We start from the raw sequence: 16,229 nt of genomic DNA on the forward strand, positions 1-16,229 counted from the left end.
AACGGTGGAACTAGCGGTGGAAAGTAGGACGGGTCAGAAACGAATCGGGTCGATGACGGGACAGCGGTGCGCTACGGCGCGTCCTCCGCCAGCGCCAGCTGCAATCGCGCGGCGGCTTGTCGAAGGTGCCCCACGGCCGCCTGGCGGGCGGCGACGGCGTCCTGCGCGCGGATGGCTTCGAACACCGCCACATGCTCCTGGTGCACGGCAACGCTCAGCCCGGCCTGCTGGCGGCTGTTGGCGCGCGCCGCGCCCACGGCCTGGCGCAGTTGCAGGTTCAGGTAGCGCAGCAGGTCCGCGTAATGACTGTTGTGCGTGGAGGCGGCCACGGCCAGATGGAACGAGATGTCGTTTTCGACGCCCTGCTCCGGGTCTTCGAGGTGCCGCTCCAGCCGCGCCAGCGAGTCGGCCATGGCGGCCAGGTCGGCGTCGTCGCGGCGCAGCGCGGCCAGCGCCGCGGCGCCGCCTTCGAGTTCCATGCGCAGTTCGTACACGCTGGCCAGTTGTTCGCGACTGGCGGCGATGCTGTCCGACAGCAGGAAGCCTTGCGCGCCGGTGCGCGAGGTGACGGTGCAGCCTGAGCCCTGGCGGCTCTGGATCAGTCCCTGCGCGCGCAGTCGCTCGGTGACTTCGCGGATCACGGCGGCGCTGACGCCGTACTGTTCGGCCAGCACGCGGCCGGACGGCAGTTTGGCGCCGACGCGATGCACGCCCTGGGCGATGTCGGCGGCGATCTGGCGGGCGACCTGTTCGGTCAGGGTCAGGGGAGGCGTCAGCATGACGCGATTATAGGCAGACTTTTCAGGTTATCTGATAACTTTTCTTGGCAGCGTCCAATTTTCCCGGCGAACGAGCGGCGTCCACGACGGCGCAGTCCGGGTGACGGAGAACGCTGCCCTGGCCGGGCCCTGCCCTATTCTTGCCCTATCGTGGCCCTATTTTGGGCCGATACCGCGGCCCACCTCAGGCCGCCACGACGTCGCCTTCCTGTTGCGCGGTGTCGTCCTCGAACGCTCCGGCGACGGCGCAACAGCGGCCGCCCTGCGCCTTGGCCCGGTACAGGGCGGCGTCGGCCGCGTCCAACGCGGCCTGGGCGTCGCGGTTGTTGCGCGAGATGATGCTGATGCCGATGGACAGCCCCACGCTCACGCGCGTGCCGTCGGCCAGCGCGATCGGATGCGAGACGTCCTGCAGCAGGTGTTCGCCCAGCCGCAACGCGGCCGGCGCGTCTATGCCGGTGACCAGCACGATGAATTCGTCGCCGCCCATGCGCGCGGCCACATCGTCCACGCGCAGCATGCCGCGCATGCGGTCGGCGATGGTCTTGAGCACCTGGTCGCCGGCGGCATGCCCATGGGTGTCGTTGATGATCTTGAAATCGTCCATGTCCATGTACAGCAGCGCGGCGGGCGTGTCGTGCTCGCGCGTGCCGGAACAGATGCGCTCCAGCGCCGACTGCAGCCCGGCCCGGTTGGCCAGGCCCGTTAGCACGTCCTCGCTGGCGCGGCGGTCGTTCTCGCGCTCGGACAGCATGGTGGACACCAGGATGCGGTTCAGCCGGTGCGAGGCGATGCTCATGCTGACCAGGTAGAACGGGATCTGGATGAAGACGATGGCGGTGACCGCCTCGCCGGTGAACAGCGCCCCCAGACACATCGGCCCCAGGCTCAGGAAGATCATCGCCGCGACCAGCCGGGGCGCGCCGTAGTTGCGAAAGCAGATGCCACCGGCCATCGCGCCGCAGGACACGCCGGCCAGCGTGGCCGAAAGCCAGTCGCCATTCAGGAAGGTGACGAAGACGCCATAGCCCACGCTGAAGGCCCACAGCAGCGCCAGCAGGATGTAGACGTCGGTATGCGTGTTGCCGCCGTGCCGCGCGGCGCGCAGCGCCGAGCGCAGCACCATGACCCGCACGGCGGCCAACGCCAGTTCCAGGATGAGCCAGGACAGGTACAGCGGCTCGGGCCGGCGCCAGGCGACGATGCCGGAGATGAGCACGGTATTGATGACGCCGCCGGCGAAGATGGGCAACGTCCCGAACAGGCTGGCCAGCAGCGCCGCGCGGATGTCGGCGGGCGTGCCATGGCCGGCGTGGGTCAGCCAGCGCGTCAAGCGCCACTTAGGCAAGCTGAACTTCAGTCCCGTATCCACCACTCTCGCGCCCCCGGCCCGGATCCACGGGCAGGCAGCGGTTATAGCAGGGATTTTTCAGTCCATACATTGGCCGCAAGGCCAATAGCATGCCGGTGAAACCGGCTGAAGCCGATACGGCGCGGCGTGAATTTTCAGGCGGGCCGGTGTCCGCAGACCGGACATTCCGGGTCGCGCTGCACATTGACGCTGCGCCACTGCATGGTGCGCACGTCCAGCCATTGCAGCCGGCCCGACAGGCTTTCGCCGACGCCGGACAGCAGCTTCAGGGCCTCGGCGGCCTGCATGCTGCCAATGATGCCGACCACGGGCGCGAACACGCCCATGGTGGCGCAATTGGCCTGCTCGACGTCATCGGCCTCGGGGAACAGGCAGTGGTAACAGGGCGCCTTGTCGTCGCGCAGGTCGTAGACGCTGACCTGGCCGTCGAAACGGATGGCGGCGCCCGAGACCAGCGGCTTGCGGTGCTCGACGCAGGCGCGGTTGATGGCGTGGCGGGTGGTGAAGTTGTCGGTGCAGTCCAGCACCAGGTCGGCGGCGGCCACCGCGTCGGACAGGGCCTGGCCCTGCAGGCGCTCGACGCGCGCATGGACGCGGGCCTGCGGATTGAACGCCGCCAGCATGTCGCGGCCGGACTCGGCCTTGGGCCGGCCCACGCTGGCCGTGGTGTGCAGGATCTGGCGCTGCAGGTTGCTCAGTTCGACGACGTCATCATCGGCCAGCGTGATGTCGCCCACGCCGGCGGTGGCCAGGTACAGCGCGGCGGGCGAGCCCAGCCCGCCCGCGCCGACGATCAGCACCCGCGCCGCCAGCAGTCTTTCCTGCCCCTCGATGCCGAGTTCGTCGAGCAGGATGTGGCGGGCATAGCGCAGCAGTTGCTCGTCGTTCATTTTTCCTTGCTGGGTTCGACTCCGGTCGGCGTGATCTTCATGCGCTGCGCCGGGCCGCCGACCTTGGCGTCGGCCTTGGCCTGGGCGCGGGCCGAGCCCTTCTGCACCGGCTTGCCGGCCAGCAGGTTCAGCGCCTGCTGCAGCTGGAAGTCGTCCTTGCCGCCGAATTCGAAGATCTTGGCCGGCAGTTCGACGTTTTCCTGGTCGGCGCTGGACTTGACCTCGTTGGAAGTCTGCTGGTTCGACAGGTGGCGTTGCAGGTCGGCTTCGCGCGGCAGGCGGAACAGATCGCCGTCGGCGGTGTCGGCCACCACGTAGTCGGGCTCGATGCCGGTGGCCTGGATGGAACGGCCGCTGGGCGTGAAGTAGCGCGAGGTGGTGAGCTTGACCGCGGTGCTCTCGGACAGCGGCAGGATCACTTGCACCGAGCCCTTGCCGAAGGTACGGTTGCCCAGCACCTTGGCGCGCTTGTGGTCTTGCAGCGCGCCGGCCACGATCTCGGATGCCGAGGCCGAGCCGACGTTGACCAGCACCACCATCGGCACGGTCTTGGTCCAGGCCGGCAGGCCCGACAGGTAGTTGCTTTCGCCGCGCGCGTATTCCGACGGCGAGGCCAGGTACTTGTGGCGGGCGTCGGGCGTGCGGCCGTCGGTCGAGACCACCAGGGTCTCGGGCGGCAGGAAGGCGCCGGACACGCCGATGGCGCTGGTCAGGAGGCCGCCCGGGTCGTTGCGCAGGTCCAGCACCAGGCCCTTGGGGGCTTCCTTGGCGCCCAGGTCCTTGAGCTGCTTGGCCAGGTCGGAACCGGTCTTTTCCTGGAACTGGGCGATGCGGACGTAGCCGACGCCGTTGTCCAGCATCTTGCTGCGCACGCTGCGCACCTTGATGATGTCGCGCACGATCTTCAGCACGATGGGCTGGGGACGATCGGCGCGCATGATGGTCAGCGTGATCGGCGACTTGGGCGCGCCGCGCATGAGCTTGACCGCTTCGTTCAGCGACATGCCCTTGGTGGGCGTGTCGTCGATCTTGATGATGAGGTCGCCGGCCATCACGCCGGCGCGCGCGGCGGGCGTGTCCTCGATGGGAGAAATGACCTTGACGAAGCCGTCCTCGGCGCCGACCTCGATGCCCAGGCCGCCGAACTCGCCCTGCGTGGCGGTCTGCATTTCGCGGAAGGCCTCGGCGTCCAGGTAGGCCGAGTGCGGATCCAGGTTGGACACCATGCCGGAGATCGCGTTGCTGATGAGCGTCTTGTCATCAACCGCTTCGACATAGTTGTTCTTGATCGCGGCGAAGACGTTGCTCAGCTGCCTGAGCTCGTCCAGGGGCAGCGGGCTGCCGCGCTGGGCCACGGCGGATACGCCAACGCTCAGCAATACGCCTGCCACCGCACCGGTGGCGATCAGTCCGAAACCGCGAAATTTGCGAGTGCCCATGCACACTTCCCGAATTTTGTTTTCGCCGGAGGGAGCCGCAAGCCTGCCGGCTGTCCTACGGATGTACCAACGAGTGGCTGCCAATAATGTACTGAACTGGTACTGATCTACTGCGCCAGCCACTGGGCCGGGTCGACAGGAGCGCCACGATGGCGAATTTCAAAGTATAGGCCGGATTCCACTTGGCCGCCGGTCGCCCCGACCAGGGCGATGGTGTCGCCGCCGCCAACCGGATCGCCCACCCGCTTGAGCAGGCTCTGGTTGTAAGCATAGACCGTCAGATATTGCTGCCCATGATCCACAATGATGAGGTTGCCAAAACCACGCAGCCATTCGGCGTAGACCACCGTGCCGGGCGCGACGGCCTTGACCGGCGTGCCCTCCGGCGCGCGCAGCACCACGCCGCGCCAGACGCCGCCGTCGGGGCGGTCGACGCCGAATCGGCCCTGGACCTGCCCGCGCACCGGCATGGGCAGGCCGTGCTTCAGGCCGTTGCCGCCGCCGACCACGGGGCGCGTCGTCTGCTGCGACACGGATGCGGTCCGGGTTGGAGTGCTGTCGGCTTCGACGGGTTCCGGCTTGGATTCCGGTTTTTTCGCCGGTTCCGTCGGCCTGGCCGACGGCGTGTCGGCCGGACCGGTCAGGCGGGTATGCGACTGGCGATCGGCCGGACGCAGGCCGGCGGCGTCCGGGTCGGCCACGGCGACCGGTCCGCGCTGCTGGCGGGCGGCGGCCTCGACCTGCTCGCGCGCCCGGGCCGCGTCCTGCGCATCCTGCGCATCGCGGTTGCGGCGCGCGTCGGCGGCAGCGCGACGCTCGGCCTCGGCGCGGCGCGCTTCGTCGGCTTTCCTGCGGGCTTCCTCGGCGCGACGCTCGGCCTCGGCCTTCTTGCGCGCTTCCTCGGCCCGGCGCGCCTCTTCGGCGCGGCGCGCTTCCTCGGCCTTCCTGCGCGCCTCTTCCGCGCGACGGGCTTCCTCGGCCTGCTTGACGATGGCCGCGTCCAGGTCGGTGATCAGGCGCGACAGGCGCTGGTCGTCCCGGCCCAGCTTGTTGGCCTCGGCGCGCTGGGCGGCGATCTGCCCTTCCAACTGCGCCAGCAGCGTGGAGCGCTCTTTCTGCTGGCCGACCAGGGCGGTCTTCTGCTCGGTGGTCTCGGCCACCACTTTTTCGATCTCGGCGCGACGGGCGTCGGCCTTGCCCTGCAACGCGGCCAGCCGGTCGATGTCGGCGCGCAGCGCCTGCACCGCCTGGGCGCGGGCCTGGGACACGTAATCCAGGTAGCCCAGATTGCGGCCCAGCAATTGCGGATCGTCGCCGGACAGCAGCGCCGTCCAGGGCGACAGACCGCTGGTGTACTGGGTGCGCAGCTGGTCGGCCAGCTCGACGCGGCGCTTGGCCAGCGTCGCCTGCTGGGCGCCGATCTGCTTTTCCAGGCTGCCCAGGTCGGCCTGGGCCTGGCGATTGGCCTCGGCCAGCTCGCGCAGCCGCAGATTGATGCGGGAAATGGAAGATTCGGACTGTTTCAGCGCGTCGGCCGCTTCCTTGCGGGCGGCCTCGCGCGTGTCGATGTCTTTTTGCAGGTTCTCGATGCGGTCGCGCAGCTGGGCCTGCTGGCGCTCGGCCTCGGACTGGCGCCCGGCCAGGTCATTGGGCGCGGCGCGGGCCGAAAGCGTTCCACCGGCCAGAACGACCGCCAACAACAACCCCGACGCGCGACGCATGACTGAACCTGTTTCCACCTGATGGAGGAGCCCTTTCGGGCCCTTGTCCTTAGTCCTTCTTGGCCTTGCCCTGGGCCGCCACGGCGGCCATGGCCGCCTCGATCTCGGCGGCATCGCCCAGATAATAGTGGCGGATCGGGCGCAGGTCATCATCCAGTTCGTAGACCAGCGGCTGGCCCGTGGGAATGTTCAGGTTGACGATGTCGTCGTCCGACACATTGTCCAGGTGCTTGATCAGCGCGCGCAGGCTGTTGCCGTGGGCGGCGATCAGCACGTTGCGGCCGGCGCGGATGGCCGGGGCGATGGACTCGTTCCAGAACGGCAGCACGCGCGCCACGGTGTCCTTCAGGCACTCGGTGGCGGGCAGCTGGTCGGCCGGCACCTTGGCGTAGCGCTTGTCGAAGCGCGGGTGGCGCTCGTCGTCCAGCGCCAGCGGCTCGGGCGCGATGGCGTAGGCGCGGCGCCAGACCAGCACCTGCTCGTCGCCATACTTGGCGGCGGTCTCGGCCTTGTTCAGGCCCTGCAGGGCGCCGTAATGGCGCTCGTTCAGGCGCCAGGTCACGCCGACCGGGGTGTACATGGCGTCCATCGCGTCCAGGGCGATCCACAGGGTGCGGATGGCGCGCTTGAGCAGCGAGGAATAGGCCAGGTCGAAGGTATAGCCTTCTTTCTTGAGCAGTTCGCCGGCCTTGCGGGCCTGTTCGCGGCCGGTGTCGGTCAGGTCGACGTCGGTCCAGCCGGTGAAGCGGTTTTCCAGGTTCCACTGGCTTTCGCCGTGGCGCATCAGAACGAGTTTATGCATGGCTAGTCACGCGCGAGCGCGGGTTAAAAGTTGGGAAATGCGGTTGAACAATGCGCTCATTTTATAATTGAGCGATTTTGCCCTTGATTTTGTCCGGGCGCACCCGCAGATTTGCCCTGCGGCGCGTCCCCGGGCTTGTCGCTACCAAGGCTAGCCGCCGCACTTCAGGATGCTCCGTGGATCTTCTGCAATTCTTGCTCGATAAAAACAACGTCTTCATCGTCGCCGTGGCCGTGGTGTCCGGCATCATGCTGATGGTGCCCGCCCTGCGCAAAGGCCGGGCCGGCTCCGCCGTGAGCACCTCCGAAGCCATCCAGATGGTCAACCAGCGCCAGGCTGTGTGGGTCGACGTGCGCCCGGCCGAGCAGTTCCAGGCCGGCCACATCGCCCAGGCCCGCAGCGTGCCCGCCGCCGACCTGGAACAGAAGGCCGGCAACCTGCCCAAGAACAAGCCGCTGATCGTGGTCTGCGACAATGGCCGCGATTCGGCCCGCGCCGCCGCCAAGCTGCGCGCCCAGGGTTACGCCGACGTGGTGCCGCTGGACGGCGGCATGCGCGCCTGGCTGGCCGCGAGCCTGCCGGTCACGCAGAAGTGATTCCGGGGGCCCCGCCCCCCGCCCTCCGCCACACGGTTCACGATACGCAGGAACGCCCATGAACAAAGTTGTCATGTACAGCAAGGATTATTGCCCCTACTGCGCCCGCGCCAAGGCGCTGCTGGAGCAGCGCGGCGTGGCCGACCTGGAAATCATCCAGATCGACCGCGATCCGGCCCAGCGCGACATCATGATCGAGCGCACCGGCCGCCGCACCGTGCCCCAGATCTTCATCGGCGACACCCACGTGGGCGGCTGTGACGACCTGATGGCGCTGGATCGCGCGGGCGGCCTCGCGCCCCTGCTCAACGGCTGATCCTCTTATATTTTTGCCCCCTCCTACCAACGGAAACACTCATGGCTGACCAGAACCAAAACACCCAGCAAGAAGGCGGCAACGACGCGCCCTCGTTCAACCTGCAGCGCGTCTACCTGAAAGACCTCTCGCTGGAAATGCCGAATGCGCCCCACGTCTTCCTGGAGCAGGAAGCGCCCCAGGTGGAAGTGAGCATCGCCGTCGGCGGCCAGCGCCTGGCCGACACCGTGTTCGAAACCACGGTCACGGTCACCGTCACCACCCGCATCAACGACAAGGTGGTCTACCTGGTCGAAGGCACCCAGGCCGGCATCTTCGAAGCCGCCAACATCCCCGAAGAGCAGCTGGATCCGCTGCTGGGCATCGTCTGCCCGACCATGCTCTACCCGTACCTGCGCGCCAACATCGCCGACGCGATCACCCGCACCTCGATGCCCCCGCTGCACCTGACCGAAGTGAACTTCCAGGCCCTGTACGAGCAGCGCCTGGCCGAACTGGCCCAGCAGCAAGGCTCGGCCAACGGCAACGGCGCCAACGGCGACTCGGGCATCATCCTGCCCCCCAGCGCGACCCGCCAGTAACGCGGACCCGCGCAACCCCAGGGACCGCCCCATGACCGCTTCCGCCTCGCCCAGCCTGCGCGTCGCCGTACTGGGCGCGGGAAGCTGGGGCACCGCCCTGGCGGCGGCCGCCAGCCGCCGCCACCCCACCGTGCTCTGGGCGCGCGACGCCGCCCAGGCATCCGCCCTCGCGGCGCGGCGGGAAAACGAACGCTACCTGCCCGGCATTGCCCTGCCGCCGGCACTGCAATATTCCAGCGACCTCGACGCCACGCTCGCCAGCCTGCGGCAGGACGACGGCGCCGGCCTGATCGTGCTGGGCGTGCCCGTGGCCGGGCTGGGCGCCCTCTGCGCCGAGCTGGCAAGCCGGCTGCCCGCGCTGGGCCTGCAAGACACCCCCATCGTCTGGACCTGTAAGGGCTTTGAAGCCGGCACCGCCCGCCTGCCGCACGAGATCGTGCGCGAAGCGCTGCCGCAGGCCCAATGCGGCGTGCTGTCCGGACCGTCCTTCGCGCGCGAAGTCGCGCAGGGCCTGCCGGTGGCGCTGACCATCGCCAGCAGCGCCGCGCCCGTGCGCGAACGCACCATCCAGGCCTTCCATGGCGCCGCGCTGCGCGTGTACGCCAGCGCCGACCTGGTAGGCGTGGAGGTCGGCGGCGCGCTCAAGAACGTGATCGCCGTCGCCTGCGGCATCGGCGACGGCCTGGCGCTGGGCACCAATGCCCGCGCGGCGCTGATCACCCGCGGCCTGGCCGAGATGGCGCGACTGGGCGTGGCCCTGGGCGCGCAGGCCGAGACCTTCTCCGGCCTGACCGGCCTGGGCGACCTGGTGCTCACCGCCACCGGCGAACTGTCGCGCAACCGCCGCGTGGGCCTGGAGATCGGCGCCGGCCGCAAGCTGGCCGACATCCTGGCCAGCGGCATCACCGCCGAGGGCGTGCGCTGCGCCCAGGCCGCGCTGGACCGGGCGCGCGCCGCCGGCGTCGAGCTGCCCATCACGGAAGCCGTCTGCGCCGTGCTGTTCGAAGGCGTGGCCCCCATGACGGCGGTGTCGGCGCTGTTGGCGCGCGACGCCCGCTACGAAAGCGCGGACCCGGCCGCCACCCCATAACAAGACCTACGTCACGACCCTCCTGGAGACCTCATCCATGTTGCAAGCCCGCAAGTTCCGGGTCGGCCGCCTGCTGCGCGGCCTGTGCCTGAGCCTGGCCGCCGCCCTGCCCGCCGCCGCCCACGCCGACTGGCCTGACCACCCGATCCATCTGGTGGTGCCCTTCCCGCCCGGCTCCTCGCCCGACATCCTGGCGCGCACGATCTCCGAGCCGCTGTCGCAGGCGCTGGGCCAGCCCATCGTGGTCGACAACAAGCCGGGCGCCGGCGGCAATATCGGCACCCGCATCGTGGCGCAGGCCAAGCCGGATGGCTACACGCTGCTCTACACGATCAACGGCCCGCTGGTCACCGCCCCCACGCTGTACAAGAAGACGCTCGGCTACGACCCGCTGCGCGACCTGGCGCCGGTCTCGCTGGTAGGCACCAGCCCCAACGTGCTAGTGGTACCGTCCAGCCTGCAGGTCGACAACGTCAAGGACTTCGTCAAGCTGGTCAAGAGCCGCGGCAACTCGCTGAACTACGGTTCGGTCGGCCCCGGCAGCTCGGCGCACCTGGCGATGGAGATGTTCAAGGAACGCGCCGGCGTCGACCTGGCCCACATCCCGTACTCCGGTTTCCCGCAGGTCATCACCGCCATCATCGGCGGCGACGTGCAGGCCGGCTTCATGGTGCCCGCCATCGCCGTGCCGCAGACCCGCGACAACAAGGTCAGGCTGCTGGCCGTGACCAGCCTGGAACCCAGCGCCGCCCTGCCGGGCATCCCGACCATGGCCGCGCAGGGCTACCCGGATTTCGAGGCGATCTCGTGGAACGCGGTGCTGGCGCCCGCCGGCACGCCCACGCCCGTGATCGAGCGGCTGAACTCCGAGCTGGCCCGCATCATCGACAGCCCGGCGGTGCGCAAGCAAATGGAACTGCAGTACTTCACGCCCGCGCCGTCCACGCCGGAAGCGCTGACCAGCCGCATCAAGAATGAAAAAGCACGCTGGGACCAGGTGATCCAGAAGCTGAACCTGTCGCTGGATTAGGACCCGCCGTCGTAACCCTGCTGACGCCAGGCCTCGAACACGGTCACCGCGACCGCGTTCGACAGGTTCAGGCTGCGCTGCCCGGCGCGCATGGGCAGCCGCAGCCGCTGCTGCGGCGGGAACAGCGCCTGATGCGCGTCCGACAGCCCGGCGGACTCGCGGCCGAACACGAATACGTCGCCCGGCTTGAAGGCCACATCCGCCACGCTGCGCTGCGCATGCGTGGTCAGCGCATAGATGCCGGCGGGCGCCGCGCCCGTGTCGGCCAGCGCCTCTTCCAGCGTGTCGTGCACCCGCACCGGCTGCCACTCATGGTAGTCCAGGCCCGCGCGGCGCATGCGCGCATCGTCCAGCTCGAACCCCAGCGGCCGCACCAGATGCAGCTGCGCGCCGGTATTGGCGCACAGGCGGATGGCGTTGCCCGTGTTGGGCGGAATCTCGGGGCAGACGAGGATGACGTGGAACATGGGCAGGAAAAAAGTCAGTGGGAGCAAGCGTGCAGGCAAGGGCGCGAGTCGGACCGCGCCCGTGCGGAATTGTCGCCGATTTCTCCATGGCGGCCGGCCACGCCCTGGCCGATGCGCGCAGCCTGGATCGTACCCGTGCCTCTGCGGAACGCGCGCGGCCGCGTATCCAGGCCGCTCACGACCCGCGCCCCGGCGTGCGCGCGACGGCCAGCACGGTCACGCTGAGCGCGCCGGCCGCCAACAGCGCCCGCGCGGCGGCCTCGGCCGTGCTGCCCGTGGTCATCACGTCGTCCACCAGCGCCACGTGCCGGCCGCGCACGCCCTGCCCGCGAAATACGCCAGCCAGGGCGGCGCGGCGCTCGCGCCGGCCCAGCCCCGCCTGCCGTGGCGTTTCGCGCAGGCGCAGCAGCGCGCCCGGCCGCAGCGGCAGATCCAGCGCGGTCACCAGGCTGCGGGCGATCTCCATGGCCGGGTTCATGCCGCGCCGACGCAGCGAGGCCCGGCTGGCCGGTACGGCGGCCAGCACCGCATCGGCAGGCAGGGGTGCCTCCCGGGCGACGGCCGCCCCCAGCAGGCGCGCCAGCACCGGCGCCAGCGACAGGCGCAGCCGGGTCTTCAACTGACCGATCAGGGCGACGCCCGGCGGCTCATAGTCGAATGCCACGATGGCGCGCAGGTAGGCGGGCGGCCGGCTCAGGCAGCCCGCGCACAGCGGGGCCGGCTGGCGCAGGCGCTGCGCGCAGCGCGGACAACGCGCGCCCGGTTCACGGCAGCTGCGGGTGACGTCGGCCTCGCAGCCCGCGCACAGCCGCGCACCCCGCACCCGCGCGCCGCATAGCGGACAATCGCAGCCCATGGCCGACGCCAGCCGCGACCACAGTTGTCGGCCGGCGCGTCGTAGGGGAAATCGGGGCCGGCGGCCCGGATGCGCAATAATGTCTGCCATCCCGTCATCAAATCATGTTCCGCCCGCCCCTTCCGACGCGGGCGCGACCGAAATGTCCCTTCCCGAATCCGCCCCCCTGCCCACCCTGCCCATTGTCAGCGCCGACGTGCCGCGCCAGTTCGCGCGCCGTGGAGACCTGTCCGAGGCCCAGTTCCTCTATGGCGAAGTCGCGCGCCGCATGCTGGGCCGGCTGCAGTACATCCGGCTGGCGCCGCAGGCCATGCTGGACGCGGGCTGTGGCGCGGGCGACAACCTGCCGCTGCTGCGTGAGCGCTATCCGGACGCGGCCTACACCGGCCTGGACAACTGCGAGCCGCTGCTGGCCGCCGCGCGCAAGCGCCACGCACCGGGCGGGCTGGGCGCCTGGATCGGCAAGCTGGCGCGCCGTGGCCCGGCCGCGCCCGCCTTCATCAATGGCGACCTGGCGCAGACCGGCCTGGCGCCGGAATCGCTGGAGCTGGTCTGGTCCAACCTGGCCCTGCACTGGCACCGCGCGCCGCACGCGGCGCTGGCCGAATGGCGGCGCGTGCTGAAGGTCGGCGGGCTGGCCATGTTCTCCTGTCTGGGACCGGCCACGCTGCGCGAGCTGCGCCAGGCGCTGGCCGATGCCGGCCTGCGCACCGCCACGCCGTCCTTCGTGGACATGCACGACTTCGGCGACCTGCTGGTGGAAAACGGCTTCGCCGATCCGGTGATGGATCAGGAAATCCTGACACTCACCTACCGCAGCCCGGAAAAACTGCTGCAGGACGTGCGCGCGCTGGGCGGCAATCCCGCCGAAGGCCGCCGCGGCGGGCTGGTGGGCCGGAACTGGCGCGACCGGCTCTATGCGGCGCTGGAAGCCCAGCGCCGCCCCGACGGCGTGATCGCGCTGAGCATCGAAGTGGCCTACGGCCATGCCTGGCGGGCCGCCGCGCACCGCGCCGCCACCGGCGAGACGCGGTTGTCGGTCAGCGCCATCGGCGGACGCCAGCCCCGCAATCCCTGAACCGGCACGGCCACCAGCGCCGCCGCGCCGGGCAGGCCACGGCGCAACCGGACGGGAACGCCCGTGCCGCCCAGGCACGGATTGCCTGAGAACGTCCCACGACCAAAGAAAAAGGGGCCCGCAGGCCCCTGTTCATACTCCTCCGCCGAGTTCAATGCAGGCGGTCGGGCACGATGACGCCCGGCTCCGCGCCGGGCAGCGCGGCCATGGGCTCGGACGTGGCGCGAATGCGCCGGCGCAGCACGGCGGCCGGCTCGGCCGGCGCCGGCTCGCGGTTCGAGCCGCGCCAAGCCGTGGACATGGCCTCCACCACCAGCGGCAGGTCGCGCAGGCGGTGGAACTGGTTGCGCAGCCAGCGCGAATCGTTGCCGCTGCGCATGGCGTCGTCGCGCAGGGCCGCGATCATGTCGCCGGTGCCCAGCTCTTCGGCCACCGGCATCAGGCGCTGGAACAGCGCGCGCAGATGGTCGATCAGGCGCATGCGCTGGCCGTCGGGCGTGACATAGCTGCCCTGCAGGCCGAAACGGCAGGCCTGGAAATGATTGCTGCGATAGGACAGCCAGGCCTTGTCACTGGGTTCGGGCTCGCGCATCAGCAGCACCGCCAGGGCCTGGGCCAGGGCGGCGATCTGGCACGCGCGCTCGACCGTCAGCGGCGTGTCGCAGACACGGATCTCGACCGTGCCGAATTCGGGCTTGGGCCGGATGTCCCAGTACAGGTCCTTGATGCTCTCGGCGAGGCCATAGGCGCGCAGTTGCGACAGGTGGGCCTCGAACTGGTACCAGTCCTTGACCTCCGGCGGCATGTGGCCGGCCAGCGGGAAGCTGTTGACGGCGTTCAGGCGCGAGCACGAGAACAGCGTGTCCACGCCCTCGCAATAGGGCGAGGACGCCGACAGCGCGATGAAATGGGGCACGTAGGGCGACAGGCGGCGCACCAGCCGGATGGCGTCGTCCCCGCTTTTCACGCCCAGGTGGATGTGCTGGCCGAACACGGTGAATTGACGCGCCAGGTAACCGTACATTTCGGCCAGGTACTGGAAGCGCGGCGTGTCGGAAATGGAGCGTTCCTGCCAGCGCATGAACGGGTGGGCGCCGCCGCCCGCCACGGAAACGCCGACGGCGTCCGCCGCCTCGACCAGCGCATCGCGCATCTCGCGCATCTCGGCCAGGAGGCCCATGGGGTGCTCATGCACCGAGGAATTCAGTTCGATCATGGACCGCGTGATTTCCGGTTTGACGCGGTCGGCGATGGGGTGGTTGGCCATCTGGGCCAGCAGCTCGTCGGAAGCTGCCGTCAGGTCGTAGCTGGTCGGGTCGATCAGTTGCAGCTCGAGCTCGATGCCCAGGGTGTTCGGGGCCGACGAAACGAACGGAATCTGTTCCATCTCTGACTCCTTCGGATGTTTGATGAGGGAATGCGTCGTTCGGCCTTGAAGCCCGGCAACTTCCCGGGGGGCGCTAGACGACGACTTATGGACGCATGATAGCCGCAGGTTTGTGGCAATAAGATGGAGAATCGTGACATTTGTATGCAACATCAAGAAACACACGAACTCTTCCCTCGGCGCCATGTGAGCAAGCACTTACAGCGTAGGAACGGCGGGGCTTGCCGGCCAATTCATCCGATCGGACCAGTCCTAACGGGGCTTTCGAGCGGGGATGGGATTACCCTGATTAGGGTAATTACCTATCAATTTCGGGCCAAAAACGGCCCGCGCGCGGACGGCCGGGGGCCTATTTCCGCCAGAAAATCGGCGTGAAAAGCACCAGCACGGTCAGCAGTTCCAGCCGCCCGATCAGCATGGCGAAGGTGCAGACCCAGATCTGGAAGTCGGACAACACGGCGAAGTTGCCCATGGGGCCGACCGGGCCCAGCCCGGGGCCGGTGTTGTTGACGCTGGCGAACACGGCCGAGAAGGCCGTGATGGGATCCAGGCCGGACAGCAGCAGCAGGCTGGTGAACACCGCGATGGACAGCCCGTAGAACAGCATGAAGGCCAGCACCGAGGCCATGGTCCGGGCTTCCACCGCCCGGCCGTTGATCCGCACCGGACTGACCGCGTGGGGATGCAGCATGGTGACCAGCTCGTTGCGCGCCTGCTTGATCAGCAGGATGGCGCGGATCATCTTGATGCCGCCGCCGGTCGAGCCGGCCGAGGTGGCGAAACCCGACAGCAGCAGCATGGTCAGCGGCGCAAACAGCGGCCACTGGGCGAAATCGGTGTTGGCGTAGCCCGTGGTGGTCGCCATGGATATGGTGTTGAACATGCCGTAGCGCAGCGCCTGCAGCGGCTCGGCGTAGACACCCTTGACGTACAGGAACACCGAGATCACCAGCCCCACGCCCAGCACGACCACCAGGTAAGGAATGGCCTCGGGGCAGCGCAGGTAGGCCAGCGCGCTGCGCTGGCGGAAGGCGTTGAAGTGGGTGGCGAAGTTGATGCCGGCAATCAGCATGAACACCATGGCCACGATTTCCACCGGCACCGAATCGAAGTGGGCGAAACCGTCGTCCCAGGTGGAAAAGCCGCCCAGGCCCATGGTGGTGGCCATGTGGCACCAGGCCTCGAACCAGGACAGGCCCACGGCCCGGTAGGACAGGAAACAAAGGATGGAGAAGACGAAGTACACCGCGTACAGCGCCTTGGCGGTGCTGGCGATGCGCGGCGTCAGGCGCTCGTCCTTCATCGGGCCCGGCGTCTCGGCGCGCACGACCTGATGGCCGCCCACGCCCAGCAACGGCAGAATGGCCACGGCCAGCACCAGGATGCCCATGCCGCCGATCCAGATCAGCGTGGCGCGCCACAGGTTGATGGACGGCGGCAGCGCGTCCAGGTTGGTGAGCACGGTGGCGCCGGTGGTGGTCAGGCCGGACATGGCCTCGAAATAGGCGCCGGTGAAGGACAGCGGCATGCCGGCGCGATGGAAATACAGCATCAGCGGGATCGCCGCCAGCAGCGGCAGGCCGGCCCACACGGCCGACACCAGCACGAAGCCATCGCGCGCCCGCAGCTCGCTGCGGTTGCGCCGCGTCAGCACCGCCAGCCCGCCGCCGATGCCGATCGACAGCAGGAAACCGTGCAGGAAGGCGTCGCGCGCCGCGTCCTGGCCGACGTAGGCCACCACCAGCGGGATCAGCATGGTGAAGGCGAACATCACCATGGTCAGGCCCAGTATGTAGAGGGTGGCCAGTACGCGCTTCATGTCCGT

16 protein-coding genes are annotated in these 16,229 nt (G+C 69.0%); 6 read left to right on the forward strand and 10 right to left on the reverse strand.

Annotation, left to right across the window (positions count from 1 at the left end; translation table 11 throughout):
- Positions 1–71 precede the first annotated feature (71 nt).
- The 6 genes from C2U31_RS02660 to gpmA form a co-directional block, all read right to left on the reverse strand.
- Positions 72–779: a FadR/GntR family transcriptional regulator gene (locus tag C2U31_RS02660; RefSeq protein WP_103271422.1), complete on the reverse strand. Its 708-nt coding sequence runs from the start codon at positions 777–779 to the stop codon at positions 72–74.
- A 184-nt stretch (positions 780–963) separates the two neighbouring features.
- Positions 964–2,151 carry a diguanylate cyclase gene (locus C2U31_RS02665; protein ID WP_103276231.1) on the reverse strand — a complete coding sequence of 396 codons (1,188 nt, stop codon included), beginning with the start codon at positions 2,149–2,151 and terminating at the stop codon, positions 964–966.
- Between the two features lie 134 nt (positions 2,152–2,285).
- Positions 2,286–3,041, reverse strand: coding sequence for a HesA/MoeB/ThiF family protein (locus C2U31_RS02670; protein ID WP_103271423.1), 756 nt, complete (start codon positions 3,039–3,041; stop codon positions 2,286–2,288).
- Positions 3,038–4,480: a S41 family peptidase gene (locus tag C2U31_RS02675; RefSeq protein ID WP_103271424.1), complete on the reverse strand. Its 1,443-nt coding sequence runs from the start codon at positions 4,478–4,480 to the stop codon at positions 3,038–3,040. The genes C2U31_RS02670 and C2U31_RS02675 overlap by 4 nt, the downstream gene beginning before the upstream one ends.
- Positions 4,481–4,587: 107 nt before the next feature.
- Entirely contained in the window at positions 4,588–6,201 is a 1,614-nt protein-coding gene (locus C2U31_RS02680; RefSeq protein ID WP_103271425.1) for a murein hydrolase activator EnvC, read from the reverse strand.
- A gap of 49 nt (positions 6,202–6,250) precedes the next feature.
- Positions 6,251–7,003, reverse strand: coding sequence for a 2,3-diphosphoglycerate-dependent phosphoglycerate mutase (gene gpmA, locus C2U31_RS02685; protein WP_103271426.1), 753 nt, complete (start codon positions 7,001–7,003; stop codon positions 6,251–6,253).
- A gap of 176 nt (positions 7,004–7,179) precedes the next feature.
- Between gpmA and C2U31_RS02690 the strand changes: the two genes are divergently transcribed.
- From C2U31_RS02690 to C2U31_RS02710, 5 genes are read left to right on the forward strand one after another with little or no spacing between them, the layout of a single operon-like run.
- On the forward strand, positions 7,180–7,599 hold the full coding sequence (locus tag C2U31_RS02690; RefSeq protein ID WP_199770938.1) for a rhodanese-like domain-containing protein: 420 nt from the start codon (positions 7,180–7,182) through the stop codon (positions 7,597–7,599).
- 58 nt (positions 7,600–7,657) lie between these two features.
- Positions 7,658–7,915, forward strand: coding sequence for a glutaredoxin 3 (gene grxC / locus C2U31_RS02695; RefSeq protein WP_103271427.1), 258 nt, complete (start codon positions 7,658–7,660; stop codon positions 7,913–7,915).
- A 41-nt stretch (positions 7,916–7,956) separates the two neighbouring features.
- Positions 7,957–8,496 (forward strand): protein-export chaperone SecB, encoded by a 540-nt coding sequence (gene secB, locus C2U31_RS02700; RefSeq protein ID WP_103271428.1) that lies wholly within the window; start codon positions 7,957–7,959, stop codon positions 8,494–8,496.
- A 31-nt stretch (positions 8,497–8,527) separates the two neighbouring features.
- Positions 8,528–9,586, forward strand: coding sequence for an NAD(P)H-dependent glycerol-3-phosphate dehydrogenase (locus C2U31_RS02705; protein WP_103271429.1), 1,059 nt, complete (start codon positions 8,528–8,530; stop codon positions 9,584–9,586).
- A gap of 37 nt (positions 9,587–9,623) precedes the next feature.
- Positions 9,624–10,616, forward strand: a complete 993-nt coding sequence (locus C2U31_RS02710; protein WP_103271430.1) for a tripartite tricarboxylate transporter substrate binding protein — start codon at positions 9,624–9,626, stop codon at positions 10,614–10,616.
- Here C2U31_RS02710 and C2U31_RS02715 read toward each other — a convergent pair.
- Positions 10,613–11,083, reverse strand: coding sequence for a tRNA (cytidine(34)-2'-O)-methyltransferase (locus C2U31_RS02715; protein ID WP_103271431.1), 471 nt, complete (start codon positions 11,081–11,083; stop codon positions 10,613–10,615). The genes C2U31_RS02710 and C2U31_RS02715 overlap by 4 nt on opposite strands.
- A gap of 175 nt (positions 11,084–11,258) precedes the next feature.
- On the reverse strand, positions 11,259–11,939 hold the full coding sequence (locus C2U31_RS02720; RefSeq protein ID WP_103271432.1) for a ComF family protein: 681 nt from the start codon (positions 11,937–11,939) through the stop codon (positions 11,259–11,261).
- A 142-nt stretch (positions 11,940–12,081) separates the two neighbouring features.
- Here C2U31_RS02720 and C2U31_RS02725 point away from each other — a divergent pair, with 142 nt between their 5' ends.
- Positions 12,082–13,017, forward strand: coding sequence for a methyltransferase domain-containing protein (locus tag C2U31_RS02725; RefSeq protein ID WP_103271433.1), 936 nt, complete (start codon positions 12,082–12,084; stop codon positions 13,015–13,017).
- A gap of 151 nt (positions 13,018–13,168) precedes the next feature.
- Here C2U31_RS02725 and C2U31_RS02730 read toward each other — a convergent pair whose 3' ends face one another.
- Both C2U31_RS02730 and C2U31_RS02735 read right to left on the reverse strand, forming a co-directional pair.
- Positions 13,169–14,404, reverse strand: a complete 1,236-nt coding sequence (locus C2U31_RS02730) for a YbdK family carboxylate-amine ligase (RefSeq protein WP_103271434.1) — start codon at positions 14,402–14,404, stop codon at positions 13,169–13,171.
- 349 nt (positions 14,405–14,753) lie between these two features.
- Entirely contained in the window at positions 14,754–16,223 is a 1,470-nt protein-coding gene (locus C2U31_RS02735) for a TrkH family potassium uptake protein (protein WP_103271435.1), read from the reverse strand.
- Between the last annotated feature and the right edge of the window lie 6 nt (positions 16,224–16,229).

Origin of the sequence: Achromobacter sp. AONIH1 (assembly GCF_002902905.1) — a bacterium.
GTDB lineage: Bacteria > Pseudomonadota > Gammaproteobacteria > Burkholderiales > Burkholderiaceae_B > Achromobacter.